16 protein-coding genes are annotated in these 22,307 nt (G+C 56.4%); 9 read left to right on the top strand and 7 right to left on the bottom strand.

The window, feature by feature from the left end:
• Positions 1-13 precede the first annotated feature (13 nt).
• Positions 14-604, top strand: a complete 591-nt coding sequence (locus Pla100_RS20955) for a hypothetical protein (RefSeq protein ID WP_231603300.1) — start codon at positions 14-16, stop codon at positions 602-604.
• 200 nt (positions 605-804) lie between these two features.
• Positions 805-2,817: an RNA polymerase sigma factor gene (locus Pla100_RS20950; RefSeq protein WP_197168117.1), complete on the top strand. Its 2,013-nt coding sequence runs from the start codon at positions 805-807 to the stop codon at positions 2,815-2,817.
• Positions 2,818-2,836: 19 nt separating this feature from the next.
• Here Pla100_RS20950 and Pla100_RS20945 read toward each other — a convergent pair whose 3' ends face one another.
• The 3 genes from Pla100_RS20945 to Pla100_RS20935 are packed head-to-tail and all read right to left on the bottom strand — an operon-like array spanning position 2,837 to position 6,305.
• Entirely contained in the window at positions 2,837-4,357 is a 1,521-nt protein-coding gene (locus tag Pla100_RS20945; RefSeq protein WP_146579820.1) for a serine/threonine-protein kinase, read from the bottom strand.
• Complete coding sequence (gene larE, locus Pla100_RS20940; RefSeq protein ID WP_146579818.1) at positions 4,354-5,250, bottom strand: ATP-dependent sacrificial sulfur transferase LarE; 897 nt, start codon at positions 5,248-5,250, stop codon at positions 4,354-4,356. The genes Pla100_RS20945 and larE overlap by 4 nt, the downstream gene beginning before the upstream one ends.
• Positions 5,247-6,305: a Gfo/Idh/MocA family protein gene (locus Pla100_RS20935; protein WP_146579816.1), complete on the bottom strand. Its 1,059-nt coding sequence runs from the start codon at positions 6,303-6,305 to the stop codon at positions 5,247-5,249. Before Pla100_RS20935 ends, larE begins: the two co-directional genes overlap by 4 nt.
• A 587-nt stretch (positions 6,306-6,892) precedes the next feature.
• Between Pla100_RS20935 and Pla100_RS20930 the strand changes: the two genes are divergently transcribed.
• From Pla100_RS20930 to Pla100_RS20915, 4 genes are all read left to right on the top strand, one after another.
• A complete protein-coding gene (locus Pla100_RS20930) occupies positions 6,893-7,882 on the top strand; it encodes a hydroxypyruvate isomerase family protein (protein ID WP_231603299.1) in 990 nt (329 codons plus the stop codon).
• Positions 7,879-9,981 carry an NAD(+) synthase gene (locus tag Pla100_RS20925; RefSeq protein WP_146579814.1) on the top strand — a complete coding sequence of 701 codons (2,103 nt, stop codon included), beginning with the start codon at positions 7,879-7,881 and terminating at the stop codon, positions 9,979-9,981. The genes Pla100_RS20930 and Pla100_RS20925 overlap by 4 nt, the downstream gene beginning before the upstream one ends.
• Positions 9,978-11,105, top strand: a complete 1,128-nt coding sequence (locus Pla100_RS20920) for a cis-3-hydroxy-L-proline dehydratase (protein ID WP_146579813.1) — start codon at positions 9,978-9,980, stop codon at positions 11,103-11,105. Before Pla100_RS20925 ends, Pla100_RS20920 begins: the two co-directional genes overlap by 4 nt.
• Positions 11,106-11,327: 222 nt before the next feature.
• Positions 11,328-11,648 carry a hypothetical protein gene (locus Pla100_RS20915; RefSeq protein WP_146579811.1) on the top strand — a complete coding sequence of 107 codons (321 nt, stop codon included), beginning with the start codon at positions 11,328-11,330 and terminating at the stop codon, positions 11,646-11,648.
• A 33-nt stretch (positions 11,649-11,681) separates the two neighbouring features.
• On the opposite strand, the gene Pla100_RS30995 is transcribed toward Pla100_RS20915, so the two are convergent.
• From Pla100_RS30995 to pta, 3 genes are all read right to left on the bottom strand, one after another.
• Entirely contained in the window at positions 11,682-11,828 is a 147-nt protein-coding gene (locus Pla100_RS30995) for a hypothetical protein (protein WP_197168116.1), read from the bottom strand.
• Positions 11,829-12,296: 468 nt separating this feature from the next.
• The gene (locus tag Pla100_RS20910) at positions 12,297-13,430 is read right to left on the bottom strand and encodes an acetate/propionate family kinase (RefSeq protein ID WP_146579809.1); all 1,134 of its coding nucleotides are present in this window, start codon (positions 13,428-13,430) and stop codon (positions 12,297-12,299) included.
• Positions 13,427-15,547, bottom strand: coding sequence for a phosphate acetyltransferase (gene pta / locus Pla100_RS20905; protein WP_146579807.1), 2,121 nt, complete (start codon positions 15,545-15,547; stop codon positions 13,427-13,429). The genes Pla100_RS20910 and pta overlap by 4 nt, the downstream gene beginning before the upstream one ends.
• 385 nt (positions 15,548-15,932) lie before the next feature.
• On the opposite strand from pta, the gene Pla100_RS20900 reads away from it, so the two are divergent.
• Genes Pla100_RS20900 through Pla100_RS20890 form a run of 3 tightly spaced genes read left to right on the top strand, consistent with a single transcriptional unit; the run spans position 15,933 to position 21,160 of the window.
• The gene (locus tag Pla100_RS20900; protein ID WP_146579805.1) at positions 15,933-16,733 is read left to right on the top strand and encodes an ATP-binding cassette domain-containing protein; all 801 of its coding nucleotides are present in this window, start codon (positions 15,933-15,935) and stop codon (positions 16,731-16,733) included.
• Positions 16,730-19,078 carry an ABC transporter permease subunit/CPBP intramembrane protease gene (locus tag Pla100_RS20895; protein ID WP_146579803.1) on the top strand — a complete coding sequence of 783 codons (2,349 nt, stop codon included), beginning with the start codon at positions 16,730-16,732 and terminating at the stop codon, positions 19,076-19,078. Before Pla100_RS20900 ends, Pla100_RS20895 begins: the two co-directional genes overlap by 4 nt.
• A gap of 33 nt (positions 19,079-19,111) precedes the next feature.
• On the top strand, positions 19,112-21,160 hold the full coding sequence (locus tag Pla100_RS20890) for an endo-1,4-beta-xylanase (protein ID WP_146579801.1): 2,049 nt from the start codon (positions 19,112-19,114) through the stop codon (positions 21,158-21,160).
• Here Pla100_RS20890 and Pla100_RS20885 read toward each other — a convergent pair.
• Complete coding sequence (locus Pla100_RS20885; protein WP_146579799.1) at positions 21,133-22,269, bottom strand: N-acetyltransferase; 1,137 nt, start codon at positions 22,267-22,269, stop codon at positions 21,133-21,135. The genes Pla100_RS20890 and Pla100_RS20885 overlap by 28 nt on opposite strands.
• Positions 22,270-22,307: the final 38 nt, after the last annotated feature.

Genomic DNA, 22,307 nt, shown 5'->3' with positions numbered 1-22,307 from the left:
TAAGGAAACTTTGATGTCTATCCGAACTTTCACGATAGTAACGCTTGTGATAGTCACGAGCAGTGCGACCGGTTGCGGTGGCATGAGGAACTTCCTTTTCGGTCGCGGTGCCCAGTGCGGACTGTGCAACCGGATCGGCGCGGTCGGTAACGCGATCAATCCACTCGCCCCAGCGCCCGGCATCGCGCCGTCCACCTGTGGCGCTCCGCCGAGCCGTGGTTGCGGGTTGTTCAATCGCAATCCGGCTCCCGTTTACGCACCACCGGTCGCTTGCTCCCCGGTACCCTGCGGCGACGAGTGTGTCGGAAGCGGGTATGGCTATGGCGGTTATGTCGATGGTGGTTATGTCTCAGGCATGCCAGGCGACTGCCAAACCTGCGCACCCTATGGTGGCTACGAAAGTGGAGCGGTCCATGACCCCTACCTCAGTGCGCCGGTGATTGGAAATGAGTATCCGGTCGACGGTTACTCCGGCGGCGGCATTCCGAGTGAAGGTTGGTACCAACGCCCCACCACTCCCTACGGTGCGAGAAAGTTTGACTCCCAAGGTGACGAAATCATCAGCGAGAGCCCGTTGCCGCCGGGTGCCCGATTCGCCGATTGAATCTCAACGTAGCGAAACTCGCCAAGCTTTTCGTCTGGCGAGAAACCGTGCAGCTTGAACTAATCGTAACCCGACGCGTCAGCGAGGGATCATTGATATTGGCAAGGGAGTCCTCTCGTTTTCGCTTTTTTCATCTTTTTTGAAAACGACGAACGCTTTTTGCGCGCCGCCGGATAAGTTCGTTACCCTAAATGGGAGATATGAACAACCAAGTGATGCCGCCGCCGATTGCCCCTCCGCCAACCCGACGATCGGCCGCAGGGATAGTCAAGAACTGGGATCGTTTAACTGACGCGGACTTGCTCGATGCTTGGTGTCGCGATCGAAATCGCGACGCTTTCAACGAGTTAGTTCGTCGCTATCGTGGAATGGTGCTCAGCTTATGTCAGCGAACCTGTCGAAATTCCGCCGACGCTGAAGATGCTTTTCAGACGACCTGGGTTTGCTTGGCGACCTCCGCTCATCAGATCCGAAGACCCGATCGTCTCGCCGGTTGGCTGCATCGCGTCGCGACCCGGGCTAGTCGAATGACCTATCCACGCCATGACACGGAAATGAACCCCGGGGTTGAGCCGATCGATCCCGGCGAAACGGCTTGGGAATCGCTAACCCGGCGGCACGAGGCAAGGGTTCTCGACGAAGAACTCGCCCAACTCCCTTCGAGATACCAATCCGCCGTTGTGCTGCACATCATGCAAGGCGAAAGCTACGAAGCGATCGCCGCCCGATTGGAAACGACGACCGGAGCGATTCGCGGTTGTGTCCAGCGCGGTAAACGAATCCTAGCGGCAAGATTGAGACACAGAGGCGTCGTTCCCGTCCTAGCGTTCGCCGCCGCGATGGCGTCTTCAGCCAGTGACGCCGAAGCCGCCGACTTGTGGGAACGTTTTCATATCGATGCCGAACCCGACGGAATCGATTGGTCGACAGCCGAACCCGCCGTGCGGGACCCCAATTCCGGATCGCCGATCGACTTTTCTTCTCTCCTCTCTTCTGGAAATATGACGATGCGTTTGACTCCTCTCGGTTGGGCCTCCCTGACGGCGTTCGTTGCTGCGGCTGTTATGATTAGCATGATACCAGTTTCTGGACAGGAGCAGCGTCCTGCGGTTCAGGTTCAAATGGCCAGTTCGCCAAACGAGGGGACACCTAACGCTCCGCCTGTTCAGTTGGTGCCCAAGAAAAACTCCCGGATGAGTACGCAGGACAAAGACGAACCTGTCCCCGATCGTTTCGCCACGGGCGTTGCTCGCCGAGTCGCCGAACAACTTGATCAGAACGACGATCTGACGCTCGATGCAAAGCTGGATGGATTGGCCGCACAACTCGAATCGCAGTGGGGGATTCCGGTTCTCGTTGATCCGGATGCATTCGAGATGGCTGAGCTAGAGCCATCGTCAACGATGGTGACGTTTGATGGAAGGGATCAGCCGATTCGAACGATGCTTCGACGCATCCTGAAACCGCTTCGCTTGACGACGCGAATCGAAGACGAAGGCTTGGTCATCACGCCCGACTTCACCGAACTGACGCGAGATGGAATCGCGACGGATCGTTGGGTGAGCGTTTCTCAGGAACTGGTTCAGCAGTTCGAGACGGCACTCAACCAAAGTCTGTCACTCGATTTCATCGACGCTCCCCTCGAAGAAGTCGTTGAAATGATCTCCGCCGAGATTGAGGTGCCGATCATGATCGATAAACCAGCTTTGGAAAATTTCGGTTTGACCGCTGATGTACCGATCGACTTTGTCAGCAATCAGCTTCCCGCCAGATCGGTCCTCAAGCAGATTTTCCAAGACCTGGACCTCGCCTACAGCTACCAAAACGGGATGATTGTGATCGGCACGGATGAATCAGTTCAGTCCCGATTGCTCAGCCGGATTTATTTTCTCGAAGGCACGGGGCTACCACGTGGTGACTACGAGGAGGCCCTCAGCCTGATTCAAACGTCGATCCAGCCGAATGTTTGGGAAGCCCTTGGTGGGCCCGGTTCGATCGCCCCGATTGGCGACGGGCGGTCAGGTCGTCCTAGTATCCTTGTAACATCGACCATTTCGGTTCACGATGAAATTGCTTTGCTGCTTGAGGCATTAAGAAAGAGTCATGTCGGCCCCGACCCGATCGTTACGCGGGAAGAACTCGAACGCAAGCAAGTCGAAGCCGCTGCGAACATGGGTGGCGGTGGATTCGGCGTTGGAGGTGGTTTTTTCTAGAGTGACCGGTCCTTCGTCGTCAATCCAACAACCCGAACTCGGTTCGATCGGCGCTGGGCACCACCTGTCGAAAGGTCTCCATTGCCGATGGGTTTTCGGTGGCGAGTTCCTGGGCTTCCTGGGAAATCAGGCTTTTTAATCGACTCGCTTCTCGAACATCGTTCTTTTCGGTCGCCATTTGATGCCGTAGCGTCAACGCCATCAATCGGTAAAGCCGTTTGACCGAGGCGGACTTCTCTAGTTGATCGAGCAATTCGCCCGCCTCTCGAAACTGTTCTTGTTCGATCCACAGTCTCGCCATTTGTAGCTTGGCTTTTTGATGGTACTCGTTGCGAGTCTCGTCCACGTCAGCGGGAAAATATTCCAAGACGGCTCGCCACGCGGGAAGGTCATTTCGGGTCAAGGCGATCAAGTACTGCTGCGCGATCGAGTCCGCCCGCGTTACAATCGGGCCACGTAATTGTTGACTGATCGACACGAAACGGTTTCGCTCGGCGAGCCATCCTCCGATCCCGATCCCGACAATCGAAAGCACCGTCATCGCCAAGAGGCGTCGCCGTCGCTTGGATCGCTCCCGATGCGCTTGATCAACCACACGTTGCAGGTGGATCGTCGCGGCACTCACTCCGCTTGGTGAAGATCCACCGACCAAGCTTCTCTCGGTTGTCGAAGACATTTTCGTTCCGTCAGAGCTCAAACCGTTGCCGGCCAAATCGAGTGCGGACAACAAATCGGCCGCCGATCCATATCGCGCCTCGGGCGACTTTTGCAAACACTGCATCACGAGAGAGACTAGCCACTCCGGCAAATCCGATTTCCCGCGGGCTCGGTCCAACGGCATGGGCGTTTCGTTGAGATGTTTGACCGCCAAGGCGATCGGTTCATCCGCGTCGAACGGCGGCGATCCGGCGAGTAGGTGATACATCGTCACGCCGAGCGAATACAAATCGCTGCGGGCATCGACGGCGTGCCCTTGGATCTGCTCCGGGCTCATGTATCGCGGAGTCCCAAGCGTCAAGCCGGCCCGAGTTAAGTTGGCGGTGCTGGTGTCGACCTGAGTTAGCAAACGCGCCAATCCAAAGTCGGTGACTTTGATCGCACCGTCACCACCCCGCATGATGTTTTCGGGTTTGATGTCGCGATGGGTGACGCCTGCGTCGTGGGCGATTTGTAGTGCACTGGCCACCGATCGTAGGATGTCGATCGCTTCGGCCGCGTCGATCGGACCATCCCGGTCGAGCGATTGCTTGAGGTTGATTCCGTCGACGAGTTCTTGAGCGATGTAATGCACACCGTCCGTTTCGCCGAACTCGTACACCTGAACAATCGACGGATGGTTCAAACGAGCCGCCGCTTGGGCTTCGCGTTGAAAACGTTTTAGGTTCGCGTCATCGCCAGGCGAATCGGCTCGCAACGCCTTCAACGCCACGTCTCGTTGCAATTGCAATTGGCGAGCGGCATAGACGTCGGCCATCCCGCCGCTGCCGATCTTTCGCAAGATCTGATACTCCCCGAGACGTCGTCCGACTAGATCACTCACGACTTCTCTCCGACCTGATTAATTTGAACGAGTCCTTCATTCATGCTGCCCGAACGCAAACCGACGAGGTCCAACGTGACATGGCGAAAGCCCAATTGCCTGAACTGGTTCGTCAACGATCGATTCATTTCCATTTCGACGACACGTTGAAAACAATCTCGTGGCACTTCGATTCTCGCCAATTCGCCCGAGTGCAAACGAACTCGCAGGTCCGGCAAGCCGTGTCGACGCAACCAAGATTCCGCCGCGTCGATGCGAGCGAGCCGTTCAGGCGTGACGTCGACCCGGTACTCGATCCGACTGGCTAAACACGGCGAGGCAGGCAAGTCCGCATTCGATAATCCCAGCTCTTGAGCGATCGAGCGAACCTCAGATTTGGTCAGATGCAAATCGGCCAGCGGTGTGATCACCTGGGCTTCGCGGCCGGCTTGAATGCCCGGGCGATGGTCCCCTAGATCGTCCGCGTTGGTGCCCGACAAAATCACCGCATTCAGTTCGTCCGCGATCGGTTGCAAGAAATGATAAAGCGTCGATTTGCAATAATAACAGCGATCGGAATGATTGCGTCGATAGCCATCGCGAGATTGTTCGTTGGTGGAAACGAAGCGGTGCTTGATCCCAATCTCACCGGCAACCCGAATCGCCAGATCCGTCTGCCAACTTGCTAGTGATGGTGATCGCGCGGTCACGGCCAAGCAACGTTCGGTTGAATCCAAATCACCCGATTCAAACCGATCGTGCCGAGCACGAACCGCCGCCGCAGCGACGACACTGCTGTCAACGCCGCCCGAAAACGCGACCACGACGGGTCCGAGTGAACCGATATGATCGACCAATCGACGCGTCAGGGCTGTTAGTTTTTGCGTCCCGGTGAGCTCGTTGCGTTTGTTCATGACGCTGGCATCTGCATCTCACAGATCCGCAATGCGTCGGTGGCGAGCTGTGGATCCAGCGCCGCGGGCATCGGTCCGCCGGCGACCACACCTGCGGCCGCGTCGATTTCAGCAACAAACGCATCGATCGGATCGGAACCGTCCATCGGCGGCAGCTCGCGGCGACCATCTTGATGCAAAACAGTCACCGGGATCGAATCGCTCTCACCATCACTGTAGGCGGCAAACTCGAACCGCACCGTTGCTCGTTCAAACGACACTTCGTATCCATGCGTGAATGGTCGGGCTGGCGAATCGATCACGCCGCCGCAAACCGCCACGATCGGCCCACCCGCTCCCGAACTTTCGTCGCCCAAGCCAGGTTCGGGGGAGTCGGACGTTCGGTCGAAGTGCAACACGGTCTCGTAACGTTTGGGAATCCCGTTGCGAAGTTCCGATGCGGTAGTGGCATGCGAGGGCATTCCGAACAGCATTCGGATCAAGTGAGCGTCGTGGACTTGCAGGTCGATCAATGGCCCACCGACGCGCAACGGATCGTAGAAATCCGGAATCCAATCCGGCGGCCCGATCGTCCGTTGAAATCGCCCCGCTAAAATCTTGCCGAACCGATCATCCGAAACGGCGTCCACCAAAAACGCAAACTCAGGCATCAATGGCAAAATATGTCCGACCATCAATTGGCCGGGTTCTGCCAAGTCGGTCATCAATTGACCGTCGGCCGAATTCAAGGCCAGCGGCTTTTCGCAGAGCACTCGTTTGCCCGCTCTCAGGGATCGGGTGACCGCGTCGACATGCAAGTGAGGCGGCAAACACACATCGATCAAATCAATCGAATCATCTTCCAACAACCCATCGAGTCCTTCGCAGACGACCAGATCGCTGACGTCGAACTGCTCGCCCGGCGGCCCGAAATTCCCTTGAATGCCTCGCCAATCACCGTCGCGTTTGGTCGGATCGCGACTGGCAAAACCGACAAACTCAGCCGTTTCGCTGCGACGATACGCCAACGAATGGATCCAACCCATGAAACCGACGCCGAGTATCGCTGCACGCATGAAACCAATTTTTTGAAGATGAAAAGGCGGTCTGTCACCAAATGAACGTTCCGCCACAATTTAACATCCTCCAACGGCGGCGTAAGCATCGACGCAAGAATTCTCAAAGCGGCGAAGTCCCCCATGCTGACCGGCGTGTTGATTTAGCTGGCATCGTACCCCGACGCGTGAGTTTTGAAGTTTCGCTTTCGCCTGTGGCATTGGATTTTCGTAACCCGCTGCGTAAGCGAGGGATGAGTCAATCTCAATGATCCCTCGCTTACGCGTCGGGTTACGATTAGCATCGCGTGAACATGAAGTGGTGGCGACTTTCAGTCGCCAAACCCTGAAACGTCGACTGAAAGTCGACGCCACGTTAAGAATCCATCACTTATTGTTCACGCGATGCTTAGCTCAACCAGCCTTGACGCCTCGCCAACCATAAAGGCCCGAAGCGTGAGCGAGTGGTTCTCCCCATCCCCCCCAAGCCCGAACCAAACGGGGCAACTCGACTCCTGCGGTACGGTTGCGTTATAATCCGCCGAGTAATCCCGGACGCTATCTGGTTGACTCGCTCGACATCCGAATTTCTCTTTGGAAACACCCTCGTGACCGCGGCTATCCCCTCTCGACGCAGCTTCCTGCACGCTGCGTTCGCTACGACCGCCTTGGCGGGACTGTCGAGGGCAAGATCTTTCGCCGAAGTCGTCGGTTCGGAAGCGTCGACAAAAACCAACCAAGCCGAGAAATTCAAGCTGGCCTACGCCCCCCATCCGGGAATGTTCAAAGCGTCCGCCGGAAACGACGTCTTGGATCAAATTCGATTCATGGCCGATCAAGGCTTCACCGCGCTGGAATACAACGGGTTACCGAGCGAGTCGCCGGAGATGCAAACGAAGATCGGCGACTTACTCGGCCGGCTCGACATGCAAATGGGCGTCTTCGTGGCCTACGGCAATTTTGATTCGCCCACCTTCGCTCGTCCCGACGAAGACTCGACGACTGAGATTTTGACGAAGATGAAAGACGCCGTCGAGATCAGCAAACGCGTCAACGCCAAATGGTGTACCGTCGTGCCCGGCAGTGTCGATCAACAAAACAACGCCGGCGATTGGAATCGGTACGGTGGTGCAAGATTGGCCGAAGGCTACCAAACCGCCAACGTCATCGACATGTTGCGACGCTGCGTCGATGTGATCGAACCGTCTGGATTAGTCATGGTCCTCGAGCCGTTAAACTGGTACGCCAATCATGGCGGCACGTTCCTGCAACGCAGCGATCAGGCGTACGCGATTTGCCGAGCCGTCGACAGCCCGTCGTGTAAGATCCTCTTCGACATCTATCATCAACAAATCACCGAAGGCAATTTGATCCCGAACATCGACGCATGTTGGGACGAAATCGCTTACTTTCAATCCGGCGATAACCCCGGACGCAACGAACCGTACACCGGTGAAATCAACTACCGCAACGTGTTTGCCCACATTCATTCCAAAGGCTATCAAGGCGTGATCGGGATGGAACACGGCAACAGCGAAAAGGGAATCGATGGCGAACGTAAAGTCATCGAAGCTTACCGACGGGCGGACCAGTTTTGATTCAAACGGCCTCTCCCCGCTCCGACGCGTTTCACGCTCACGGTTACTATCGCGCCACCGCCGCCGGCCCACGATTGAAAGTGGCCGACCCGGCGTTCAATGCGAATCAGTCGATTCAAACAATCCGCCAGTTTCGTGATAGTGACTTGATTGTCTTGCCCGAACTCGGGTTGACCGCTTACACATGCGGCGATCTGTTCGCCACGCGGACGTTGCTCGATGCCGCCGTTGTCGGTCTGCATAATGTCGTCGCGGCGACCAATGGACACCACGGGGTCGTTATCATCGGACTGCCCTTGACCGTCGGGACCAGCGTCATGAACGTGGCCGCCGTTATCGGACACGGCCAAATCTACGGCATCGTTCCCAAGACGTTCCTGCCGACGTATCGCGAATTCTACGAAGGTCGACATTTTCGCGGCGCCACGTCGCGTGATCCTTCGACCGTCGAAATCAATGGCACCACGATTCCGTTCGGCACCGGGCTGTTGTTCGAACACGGCCACGCCGTGATCGCGGTCGAAATATGCGAAGACCTTTGGGTGCCGGTGCCCCCGAGCAGCCATGCGGCGATCGCGGGCGCGAACGTCGTCGTGAACCTGTCGGCGAGCAACGAAACGATCGGCAAGGCCAAATGGCGACATGACCTCGTCGTCAGCCAATCGGGACGCTTGATCGCGGGCTACGTCTACGCGTCCGCCGGCGGGGACGAATCCACCAGCGATGTCGTCTTCGGTGGGCATTGTTTGATCGCCGAGAATGGAACCCTGCTCGGCCAATCGCGACGGATCGGCGACGGCCAAACGCCTGTGCTGCCCGGTGCGACCTCATTAACACGCGACCTCGATTTGCAACGACTCGATCACGACCGCCGTGTCGTCGGTTCGTTCGACGATTTTCGCGATTCCTTGCCGCACAACTATCGCCGAATCCCGATTCAAAATCACGAGCCGAGTCGCGGGGCCGATCAGTCCAAACTTCTGCGGCGAATCGATCCGGCACCGTTTGTGCCCGACAACCCACAAGAACGCGAAGCCCGATGCGCGGAGATTTTGGCCATCCAAACCGGCGGTTTGGTCAAACGATTGTCCCAGCTTCCCGAGTCGCTAACGCTTTCCATCGGTGTCTCAGGGGGGCTCGATAGCACGCTCGCGTTGCTCATCGCCGCCGGCGCGGTCGATCATTTAGGCCGAGATCGAAAAACCATCGACGCACTCGTCATGCCCGGTTTCGGAACAACCCGCCGAACCAATGACAACGCGATGGAGTTAGCGGAACTGTTGGGCGTTCGCTACGAGAGCATCGACATCCGACAACTTTCCCTCGACACGTTCGTGGGGCTGAAGCATTCGCCGCTGGGTATTTCCGTCGATGAGACAACCGAGATCGATGCGTTGCAAACCGAATTGGCCGCGACGCCTGATGGAACGCAAGACTTGGTATTCGAAAACGTTCAAGCCCGGATGCGAACCTTGCTCTTGATGAGTCGCGGGTTCGTCTTGGGCACCGGCGACTTGAGCGAACAGGCACTCGGTTGGAGCACGTACAACGGCGATCACATGTCGATGTACAACGTCAACGCATCGATCCCGAAAACACTAGTTCGCTATCTCGTCCGTTACTTCGCCGACCACCGTTTCGATGGCAAGATGCGTGAGCTATTGCATCGCATCGCCGACACGCCGATCTCGCCGGAGTTGTTGCCGCCTAATCAAGCGGGCGAGATTCGGCAAAGCACCGAAGCGTCCTTGGGCGCTTATGAATTGCACGACTTCTTTCTTTACCATTTCGTCCGCGGTGGGTGCGACCGGGAAAAGATGCTGTACTTGGCCAAGCAAACCGATTTCGAATCAACGTACCGTGCCTCCGAAATCGAACAAACGCTCGACACGTTCATCCGCCGGTTCTTTGCCAATCAGTTCAAACGCAATTGCGTCCCCGACGGTCCCAAGGTCGGCTCCGTGTCTCTATCACCTCGAGGCGATTGGCGGATGCCGCCGGACGCCTCCGACGCCGCGTTCCGATCCGTCTCCGAAGCTGTTTCCGCTACGATTTCTCCAGCTAACAAGGAAGCCCGCAACGACGGGCAAGCATCTTGAAAATAAAACGTGTTCGCGTCTACCAGGTCGATCTGCCGCTCAAAGAAGGACGTTACAGTTGGTCCGAGGGCAAAAGCGTCGACGTATTTGATTCAACGATCGTTGAAATCGAGACCGACGCGGGGTTGTGTGGCTACGGGGAGGTATGCCCATTGGGCCCCGCGTATCTGCCGGCTTACGCTCGTGGTGTTCGAACCGGCATTGAAACACTTGCACCCTCATTGATCGGCGACGATCCTCGTCAATTGCTCGTCATCAACGACAAGATGGACCGTGAACTCAAAGGGCATCCGTACGTCAAATCGGCGATCGATATGGCATGTTGGGATCTGCTCGGTCAAGCCGCCGGTCTTCCGGTTTGCGAACTGCTGGGCGGTCGTTTCGACGAGCCGGTGCGGTTGTATCGAGCGATCTCCCAACGTCCCGCCGAAGAGATGGCGCAAAACGTCGCTGAGTACCGCGCCGAAGGTTACCGCCGCTTTCAACTCAAAGTCGGCGGGCATCCCGACGATGATATCGACCGCATCCGCGCCGTTTCAAAAATGCTCCAGCGGGGCGACAAACTGATCGCCGATGCGAATACCGGATGGTCGATGCACGAAGCGATGCGAGTCGTTCGCGCGGTCTCCGATATCGACGTGTACATTGAACAGCCCTGCCGATCCTATCAGGAATGCCTGAGTGTCCGTCGCAACACCGCGTTGCCCTTTGTCCTCGACGAGGTCATCGATTCGGCCGCCGCGATCCTGCAAGGAGCCAGCGACCATGCGATGGACGTCGTCAACATCAAGATCAGCAAGTTTGGCGGACTGACGCGAGCCAAACAAGCTCGGGATCTGTGCGTATCGCTCGGAATCGCGATGACGCTCGAAGACAGTTGGGGCGGCGACATCGTGACCGCCGCGATCTCGCACTTAGCCCAAGGCATCCCACCGGAACTGCGATTCACCTCGACCGATTTTAACAGCTACGTCACCACCTCCATCGCCGACGGAGCCCCCCAGCGAGTCGATGGAACTATGTCCGCTTCCAAGAGTCCTGGCCTCGGAATCCAACCCAAGTTCGATGTCTTGTCCGATCCGGTATGGTCGAGCGAATCATCCAGCACTTGCAATTCCGATTAGCCGATGAGCGTTAGCCCCGGTTAAACGAAATGCGATCTATCCGATGGTCAGGCGTTAGAAAAGCTCGACTTGCTAGTTGAGCCGGCCGCCTGACTTGCGGATAGATCGCATTTCGTTCCCCGACTGATTTGGAGACTCTGCGTTCAATCTCAAATTCGACTTCGTCTTCCGGTCGGTGAATGATCGCTTGCGTCACTACGACTCGGCTGGTGCGTGCGGCCAATGGAACGCGACATTGATCTCGACACATCGCTCGATCTCTACTTTCGGTTGTACTTCCTCGATGCTCCGAACGGCTACGGTATCGCTCCCGCAAAGTTCTCTGTCGCATCAGACACGACTCGTAACAATTGCACGCTCGCAACACTGTGCTGCGGATTGCGTGAACCCGATGGAAACTTCTGGTATCCTACAACCAGACGAGTGCCCAATGTCGTAATGCCCGACGACTATGAATGGGCCTATTCGCATACCCGCGTCTACGGTCCGCCGACGATCTCATCGTGGATCGGTCGGCGAACTCGCAAACGCGGGGAACCATGATCGAGATAGGGGCCGCATTGCTGCGGACCCCTCTCACACCACCGGACATGCGGGTCCGCATCCGGCGGTTCGTTTCTTGGAAGCAAAGTTGCTCCAGATTTCCTCAAGGCTCGCTAGTCCGTTCTTCTTGAGATAGTCAATTGAGATCGCGACGTGCATCGCTGCACTCGATGACATCATCCAATATCCTCTCCCACTGCTGCCGTGCGCGTGCGAGACCCAGAAAAGGTGGCGGGACTCTTTTGCGGAGTGAGAGAGGTGGTTCGGGTGAAAGGTGTTCGACCGGTGGCGATGAGCGTTTGTCCGAGTGATTGGTGGAGAGGGTGATTGCGCAAACCTTCGACCTTGAATGACTCGACACTCTTCGAGGTTGGATTGAAGGCGTTGCTCAGTCATTCGAGGCGTCACTATTTCTTGAGATGCTCCATCGACTCGTTCGCATTCAATGGTGCCGCGCTGCCTAAGTGATCAGAGAAACATGGCCGCCCCCAGCGTTTAGGATGATCCTGCGATCGTTTACGATTACGAGCACCGCTCGGCTGAGCACGTGCACGAATCACGCCTGCGATTTGGGTTCACCGTCTTCGAAAACGCAATCGCGGACAAGCAATCGTCAATAGTGAACGGGCAAACCGACAAATCCATTCATTAACTCACCTGGCGTGCGATCGCCAGTTCTTCATCCGTGGCGATAACGAGGACCTTCACTCGTGACGTTGCGGCAGAAATGTCGTTGATACGGTTGGTCCGATCAAGCGAATCATTTGCGGCGGTATCGAGACGGGCACCAAAACACTCCAATGATCCGACAACTAGGCTCCTGATTTCGCACGAGTGCTCGCCCACGCCCGCCGAAAAAATCAACCCATCAATACCCCCTAGCATGGCGATGAAGCCACCGATCGTCTTGGCGATCCTTCTTACGTAGATTTTAACGGCGAGTTCAGCTACCGGATCGCCATCGGCGCGGCGGCTTAAGACCGTCCGCATGTCGCTGTCACCGCACAATCCCATCAGCCCGCTTTGCTTGTTGAGTAGGTTGTCCACTTGCTCGACAGTCAATCCGACGTCTCGGATCAGGTGCAAGACAATCGCAGGATCGATATCGCCACAACGGCTGGCCATCACCAATCCCTCAAGCGGTGTCATTCCCATCGACGTGTCGACCGCGACTCCGCCAAGCGACGCTGTGGCACTGCATCCACCGCCTAAATGCAAGGACACGAGTTTCAGCGGCGGTCGGTCCGACGTCACACGCTGAGAACGTTCTATTTCCTCGATGTGCTCGATCGCTAAACGTGTGATCCATTGGTGCGATGTTCCGTGAAATCCATACCGACGGACATGATGGTTTTGGTAGAGCGTTTCGGGCAGGGCGTAACGATAGGCTTCCGGTTCGAGTGTTGAATAGTATGCCGTATCGAAAACCAAGGTTTGTGGCAATCCAAAACCGACCAACGCTTCGACAACCCGCCGTGCGGCTGGATTGTGCAGTGGTGCAAGATGATCGAGCTTAGCGAGACTTTCTAGAACCGACGAATCGACGTTGGTCGGACCGGTGAATCGTTCACCGCCATGAACGACGCGGTGAGCGATCACGTCGATTTGATTCCGATCAAGCGAGTTCAAAACCAGGTTCACCGCCGACACGTGATCAATCGCGTCGCCGCCATCTTGGCCGATTCGATCGTACATTCCGCTGTGGATCCGCGACCCGCCGTTTGAATCAATCAAGGCGAATTTCAGTGTCGTGCTGCCGACGTTAAAAACGAGTACGTTCACTCGATCGCTCCGGTATCTTGGCAGTGGTGGACATGCGACTGAATGGCGGTGATGGCGACGGTGTTGACAATGTCCTTGACGGTGCAACCTCGTGATAAATCATTGACCGGTCGGTTGAGCCCCTGTAGGACCGGACCGATTGCGATCGCGTTGGCTGATCGCTGGACAGCTTTGTAGAGATTATTGCCCGTATTCAAATCCGGAAAGATCAATACGGTGGCTTTTCCGGCGACCGGATTATCGGGCATTTTAGTGGCCGCCACCCTTGGGTCCACGGCGGCGTCATATTGTAGCGGACCTTCGACAAGCAGGTCGGGTTGCGACTGACGCAGAATCTCGGTCGCCCGACGGACCTTCTCGACGTCCTTTCCTTGGCCGCTTTGGCCGGTCGAGTAGGAGAGCATCGCGACCCGAGGTTCGATGCCGAATTGCGATGCCGTTGCGGCACTGCTGATGGCGATCTCGGCGAGTTGTTCGGCGGTCGGATTCGGGACGATGGCGCAATCTCCGAATACCAAAACTCCCTCTTTCAAACACATCAAGAAGACACTGCTGACCAAGTCCACTCCCGTCTTCGTTTTGATAAATTCGAACGCCGGGCGGATCGTGTTGGCGGTCGTGTGAATCGCTCCGGATACTAGTCCGCCTGCCAAACCGTTATGGACCATCATCGTTCCAAAGTAATTCACATCCAACATCCGATCTCTGGCAACGTCCTTGGTCATGCCTTTGTGTTGACGAATTTCAAAGTAAGTCTCCGCGAAGGATTCTCGCAGAGGACTCGTCGCTGGATCGATGATCTCTACATGAGACTTCGGCAAGGTCGCGCCGACTCGCGAAGCGACTTCCCGAATCTGATTCGGATCGCCCAAGAGCACTAAGTCGGCAACGTCACGACGGCACAACACGTCAGCCGCTTGGAGAATTCGAGGCTCACAACCTTCGGGCAGAACGATCCGGGCTCGGTGTTGCCGAGCCCGCTCGATTAGCGAATGCTCGAATAGCATCGGGGTGATTCGTCCGGGAGATCGCGTTTGTAGTCTGTCAGCGAGTTCATCGACGTTGACGTTCTTTTCGAAAACACCCAACGCTGTTTCGATCTTGCGTGGCGAATGGTCACCTATTTCCGCCCGCACTTCCGAAGCGAGGGATGCGGTCGTGTAAGTGTCGGTGTCGCAAATCAGAACTGGAAGCGAAGCGGAGTATCGAATCAATCGAGCGACCGAAGGGGCCGGCTCGATCCCGCCGGTCAACAAGACGGCAGCCGGCGTCGGGCCTTCCGGGACGGTTCCGGCAAGCAAACAACCGACGATGATGTCGCTACGATCGCCCGGTGTGATGACCAAACTTGCAGGAGACAATCGCTCGAGAAACCCTGGTAATTGCATCGCCGCAACTTTGCGGCGCGTCACTTCGCGGTCGAGCATCGCTTCGTTGCCGTAGAGTAACTTCGCACCAACGCCTACTTGAATTTCGCGAATCGTCGGATGACGAAGCTGCGGCTCTTCCGGCAAAAAATAAAGAGGGCCGTGATCGATTAAAACCGACGCCGTCGCCGCCATTCTCAAGGAATCCGCATGAACTTCAGGCACCTGATTGATCACCGTCGCGATCAACACGCCGCCGTGATCGAGAAAGCTATCGTTGCCGATCATTGCCGACTGAACGGTGTCCTCGACCGAGCGAGCCCCCATGCCATATACCGACAAGATTCGGGACCCCAGATTGACGGCGATGTCGGCATTGAGTTCGAACTCCAGTTCCGGTGCCAAACCTTGAAAACTAGTGCCTTCGACGACGACGAAATCGGCCTCCGCCTCCAATGCTTTGAATCGCTGCTGGATCAATTGGATCAACTGTTCATATCGATCTTCGGATAACAATTGGCGGGCTTGCGCCCGCGTCACGCCAGACATCTGCTCTGCCGAAGTCGGTAACGCGTAACGCGAACGCATCAAGCGGATGCTCTGGTCCTCCGCCGGACTCACTCGAACGACCGGACGGAAAAAAGAGACGCGGCCGAACCGCCGACAGGCGAGCTCCATCATTCCCAATGCGACCATGCGTTTGCCGGTCGCGTTCGAATTCGTGGCGACGTATAGACTATTGCCGTTCACTGAACTCACCTCGCGAGGAAGGGAAAGTCTCTAGTAGATCGTCGTGACCAATTGATGGCAACCTCATCCGATTTGATCCTGTCGTCGCCTTGTTCAATCAACGGCTAGCACCCGCGTCCTCATCCATGATTGAGGGAACTCTAACGTCACGGTTTGGCGACAGAAGGGCAATGCTGCGGAACAGCGGATCGATTCGCTTTAACCGGCATAATCCGAACACGGCAAGGTCGGATTGATGCTGTTGATCGGGAAGTCATCGGGGAAATCTTTCGTCGACACATTTTGAAGCTTACCGTTACCTGAAGGCGTTTCGCGCACTCGTTCGGATGGGACCGTTCGTGGCAAGGATCGCGGTGCGCCACCATCTCTCGCCGGTACCCTCTTCATGATTCATGTTCAACACCTCACGAAAACCTACGAGGATCTTCGCCGTGGACGTTTTCGGGCGGTCGACCAAGTTTCCTTTACCGTTCGTCCAGGCGAGATTTTCGGTCTGCTTGGCCCCAACGGTGCCGGAAAAACGACGGTCTTAAGGATTTTATCGACAGTGCTGAGACCGTCTTCCGGAATCGCAACGATCGACGGATACGATGTTGCCTACGAGCCGGCCGAAGTCCGACGCCGCATCGGATTTGTCAGTAACAATACGGCGATCTACGATCGCATGACCGCATGGGAGATGGTCGAATATTTCGGCAAGCTTCATGGTATGACTAACGAAACGCTTGACGAACGATTGGAAAAGCTATTCGAACAACTGCGGATGAATGAATTTCGTGACGTCCCCGGCGGCAAGATGTCTACGGGAATGCGGCAGAAGGTTTCCATCGCTCGTGCGCTCGTGCACGACCCACCGGTATTGATTTTTGACGAAGCGACGTTGGGGCTCGATGTCTTGGTCGCTCGTAATCTACTTGAAGTGATTCGCGACTTGCGGATGGCCGGGAAATGCTTGATTTTTTCCACCCATATCATGAGCGAGGTCGAGCGTCTTTGTGATCGAATCGCGATCATGCACCAGGGACGAATTCTCGACACGGGCACGCTCGGCGAGTTAACGTCTCGTCACCAAGAAGACAACTTCGAAGAACTATTCTTCTCACTGCTCAGCGCACACGAGAACGAACGGCACACGATCGATGAAAGCGACGATTCGTCATCGGCAGTCATGGAGGCGGTCCGATGAGTGATTCTTCTCAGCAAAAACGTCGTCAAGCGATGTTGGCCGGGCGATCTCGATTAAGCGCGATCCGTTTGATCTATTTTCGGGAGATGCGAGACCAGTTGCGGGATCGTCGGACGCTATTCACGATCGCAATCTTGCCGATGCTGTTGTATCCACTCGTCGGGATGCTGTTATTGCAGATCGCCCAGTTCACGCGTCAGCACACCATTTCGGTTTGCGTCGTTGGTTTGGAACATGTCAACGACCAGTCTATCGAGCTGAAGAATCAATCCGGCGTCGAACCCCTGCTCGTTCAGGTCCGACGAGATTCCGAGAATGACTCTCAGACGACGCCGAGCGATGGGGGAACGGAAAAATACGAATTCACCCGATCATTGTGGGAGTCGGGGTCGACGATTGATGTATTCGCATACCGCGCCGAAGATCTTGCGCAATCCGCTGATCTGGACGACCAGGCGCGGCGTTGGGTTCGTGATCAAGTCTTCGATTGCGTCGTGTGCGTGACCGCGCCGCTGCGACAAGACGTCGAGGTCGGTGCAACGACAGGGCCCGCCGTTGGGTTGTTTTACAACATTGCTTCCGACCAATCGATGGTGGCAAAAGATCGGGTTACCGGGATTCTCAATCGTTGGCGAGGGACGTGGGTGAGAAGTCGGCTTGCCGATGCGGGCGTCGAGCTTTCGCTTTTAGATCCTTTCAAAATCAATGACGTCGATATTGCTCCAGAGCGCACGCGAGAAGCGGCATTTTGGAGCAAACTGTTGCCATTCATTATGCTCGTGTGGGCGATGACGGGTGCCTTCTATCCTGCAATCGATTTAGTTGCTGGGGAAAAAGAGCGTGGCACCCTTGAAACACTCCTGTGCAGCCCCGCGCTGCGTGGCGAGATCGTCTGGGGCAAACTCGGCGCGGTCATGTCGTTCAGTATGATGACGGCGATCTTGAACGCTAGCTCGATGCTGGTGACCAGTTCCTTCGTGTTCAACCAGATCGGCATCGGCCCGGATGGCGGTTCGATGGGTTCGCCGCCGTTGGTGCCGATGCTGTGGTTGCTGGTCGCGCTTGTCCCTCTGTCGGCTCTTTTTAGCGCTTTGGCGCTGGCCGTGGCGGCGATGGCGCGCAGTAGCAAGGAAGGTCAGTATTATCTGATGCCGCTGATGATGGTCACGTTGCCGTTGGTCCTATTGCCGATGTTGCCGGGTACGAACTTGAACTTGGGAACGAGTTTGATTCCCGTTACCGGAATGTTCTTACTCGTGCGTAGTCTCGTTGAAGGCCATCACTTTGAAGCGTTGACGTATTTGCCGACGGTGGCGTTGGTTACGGCCGGATGCTTGTTCGCGGCGACGCGTTGGGCGAAGCGGCAATTCGAATCCGAAGCGGTCTTGTTCGGCGACGGCGATCAATGGGAACTTGGCGCGTGGATGCGTCACTTGTGGCGAGACCGCCAACGTGCCGCAACGCCGGCGCTGGCACTCGGTTGCGGTACGATTATCTTGGTCGCGCTGTTCTTTGGCAAACTCGCCGTGACGGAAATGCCTACCACCTTCAGTGGCATTGCGATGTTGATTTATGTACCGCAGATCGGATTCATCCTCGCGCCGACGTTGTTGATGGCGACGATGATGACCACGTCACTGAAATCCAGTTTGCGAATGACCGGATGTTCGTGGCGAACGTGGTCGCTAGTGGGTTTGTTATCGGTGATGTTGCACCCGTTGTACCTGCAAGTGGCGTCTTTGGTCAGCTACATGTATCCCATCAGTCCGCAGGCACTCGAACAGATGCGACCGTTCGGCGAGCAAGTCGCGTCGGCACCTTGGTTGTCGGTGATCTTGTTGATGGCGGCGTTGCCCGCCGTTTGTGAAGAGCTTGCTTTTCGTGGTTTCATTTTCGGCGGCTTGCTCCGTAACCAAAGCCCCGTGCGGGCGGTTGTCGTAACGGCGTTTATGTTCGGTATCTCTCACGGCGTTTTGCAACAATCCATTTCCGCGTCGATCATGGGCGTGCTGCTGGGCTGGGTGGCGCTGCGGACGGGTAGTGTATTGCCGGGGATCATGATCCACTTCGGCAACAATGCTTTGTCGGTCTCCCTCGGCCGAATTGTTGACTTGGATTTACCCGTTGTGAATGACTTTCTGCGAGTCGACGCGATCAGCGGAGCACCGGAATACCATTGGATTTGGACCGCCTGTGGTGTGGGCGTGTCGCTGGCTTGCCTCATCGGAATCCATCGAACCACGCAGGTCCACGACGCTATCGAAAGCAATGACGCCCTTGCCGACCGAATCGTCTCGGGCCATCTTGTCAAGGATCCGTCTCTGAAACGTTTGGTGACCGGATAGGCGATCAGACAGTGTAAAGTCGAACGATAAGGGATGAATGCGATGCGATGGATGGTTTGCTTGGCGGTCGCATGTTTAGTCGCAGGACCGGTTGACGGGAGACTGGTTGAGGCGGGACCGGCGACCGTGCGACTGCACGCCGAGGTCAGCGAAACGCATGAAGCGGAACATTTCGCGATCGGAGGACGCGTTGCCGTGGTCCGTGACGGCGATCTCAGCGAATCGCTCGACGTGATCTTGCATATTAAGGGAACCGCAACCTACGACGTCGACTATACGTTAGCGCCAATCATACCAATCACCACGAGTCGTTCGGAGAACGAGCCTTCCGACGTGCGAGTTCATTTCGAACCGGGACAGCGGTTCGCTCGGGTGTTCATCAAGCCGATCGATGATGACGTCGGCGAAGGCCCCGAATCCGTCCGGTTGGAATTGAAGGCCGCTGATGGCTACCAATTGGGGCCGCCGAGCACTCGTTCGGTTGTCATCACGATCGCGGGCGAGGTTTCGCGATCGGCGCGGTCCAATGGTCTTGTGATCGGACCGTCCGATCGGCAACCCGATTGGGTCGGCGACATGCAGGTATCGGCCATCAACGTCGACGAGGCTGATCTGCCGTTTTCGAAGGCGACCGAGATCCTCGTTGGCTCGCACACCAATCCGTGGGACGCCGGGGCGGTTTGGAGATTGCCTCGAACGTTTAGCGAAGGCGACGAGGTCTTGGTTTGTTTCTTTGCCAAAGGAACCAGGTCGGATCTCCCTGCCGACAATGCACCGGCCCGGTTGACGGTGCGATTGCAAGTCGATGGCGGAAATTACGATGGGGAAGAACAAACGTTTGATTTGACCGGACGTTGGCGACCATATCTGTTTCGCGTCACAATGAGTTCAAACCTTCCGTTGGGGCGATCATCGTTGAGTTTCCGATTGGGCCACGGACGACAGCGAATCGCGTTGGCGGATTGGCGTCTTTGGAATTTTGGTCGCGGGTGGGATTTCGGCTTGCCTAAACCGATCCACAGTTACGAAGGTCGCGACGTGGATGCCGCGTGGCGTACCGAGCGAGCGTCGAGCGACAAAACCCAATACGAGATCGGTACCGCCGTGAACGCGAAATGGGTTTCCCCTAGTGCCGCAAATGCAGGTGCCGGCCGGAAGTCGACGACAAGCGATGCGGAGCGTTACCGATCGATCGTGTTAAGATATTTTGATCGCATCACCGACGAGAACTCTCAGCAATGGGCGATGTGGGTCAACAACCCCGCACCGGCGACCGAAATGGCCGCATGGGCGGTCCGAAACAAACTGAAACTGCGCGGGCACAGCGTAATGTGGGGTGATCCGGTCGGCTGGCCCTCACCTCCGGATCTGTGGAAGACTTACCAACGCACTCTTGAATCCGAGGGTGAACAAGCGGGTGTGTTCTATTTGCGAAATCGTGTTGCCGAGCACGTACGCAATAACTCGCTAGTGGGGCTCAATGGCACGATCGGCGATTCCGACCGACCGATCATCTCGGAATGGGATGTGGTCAATCATCCGATCCTTTACGATCAAATGTGGGACATCACGGGATGGGAGTTCTTGCGGGCGGCGATTCGAGAGGCTCGCACGTTAGCCCATCCGGCAACGAAGTTCTTCATCAACGAAGACCAAGTCCTGAGCAGTCCGACACATCAAAACGCGGCTCCGCTAGCAAGCGTGGTCGAGCAATTCATCGATCACCAAGTTCCCATCGACGGCATCGGATTCCAAAGTCATTTTAAGAGTCAGCAGCTTCCTTCGATCGATGGCATCGGCGAGGTGCTTGATCGTTTCGCCGCCTACGGTTGGCAACTTCACATTACCGAGTTCGATATCGACAACGTGGCGATCGATGACCAAACCCAAGCTGACTTCACTCGCGATTTCCTCGACCTTTGCGCCGCCCATCCGGCGGTCACCGCATTCATCGTTTGGGGGTTTTGGGAAGGCGAACACTGGCGCAGCAGCGAGGGCGCGGCGATGTGGACGACCCAATGGAAACTGCGTCCCCATGGTCAAGTCCTTTTGGATCATATCGCTTTGGAAAAAAGCCGGTAGGTTTTGTCGAGCACCGAACCGGACGCATCCAGGATCGAACGCATCGCTTGATTGGATTCCAAGATCCATGACATCTCACAATGAATCGCGCCTTTTTCGACGCTTGCCCGTCGACAGCGGTCAATCATCGAGAATGCGATCGCGGCTCCGGTTCGTGTGCTTTGATACTTGCGGGCGATGCCCATCAGCGGAACTCGGACGGATGTGCATTGCCGACGCTGAAGACGGTACATCAGCTTCATCCAATTGATTGGGAACAACTTGCCGTCGAAGTCGGCGGTAAGTTCATTCAGGTTGGGGATTACGACGATGAAACCCGCGCATTGCCCGTCGATCTCGGCCAGGACAACAGCATCGGTGGTAAACAAACGACGCACCAACATGGCGAGGTCGTCGACCTCGGGAGTCGTCATGGGAACGTGCCCCCAGTTGTCCGCCCACGAGTCGTTGAACAATTCCAGCAACAGATTGAGTTCTTTCTCGAGATTTTGTTTATCAACGTTGCGTAGCGTGATCTGCGTGTCCCGCGACGCGGCCCGCATGATCCGTTCGATCCTGGCCGGATAGGGTTGTGAGATGTCGAGATAGTAAGCATAAACGTCAATCTCTTTGGTCAAACCTTGACCGGTAAACAGACCCTCGTAGTACGCCGGATTGTGACTCATGAAGATGAACGGAGGTCGATGAAATCCATCGACAAGCAGACCAGCTTCTTCGTTGATCGACAGATTAAAGGGTCCGACCATACGCGTCATGCCTTGATCACGAAGCCACTCTTGGGCACTATGAAAAAGTGCCGTCGCGGTTTCGGATGAATCGTCCGCCTCAAAGAAGCCGAAGTGACCGGTCCCCAAGCCTTGGTGCTGTTGCGTCAGTTCACAAACTTGGGCGGTGATGCGACCGACCGCCACCTCACCACGGTGGGCCACAAACATGGCCACGTTTGCATGTTGAAAGTACGGGTTTTTCTTTGGGTTCAGTCGCGTCTTGACTTCCGCCGACAGCGGCCGGACCCAGTGCGGATCATCTTGATAGATGGATCGTGGAACCTCGAGAAAGGCCCGCATGTCTTGTCGCGTCTGAACGCGTCGAACGGTCAGAGACGACATAGCGAGTAGCGAGTGGCGAGAGGCGAGAAGGAGTTACT

The sequence above is a fragment of the Neorhodopirellula pilleata genome, from assembly GCF_007859915.1.
Lineage (GTDB): Bacteria > Planctomycetota > Planctomycetia > Pirellulales > Pirellulaceae > Rhodopirellula > Rhodopirellula pilleata.
This window is presented reverse-complemented; position numbering and strand designations above follow the sequence as displayed.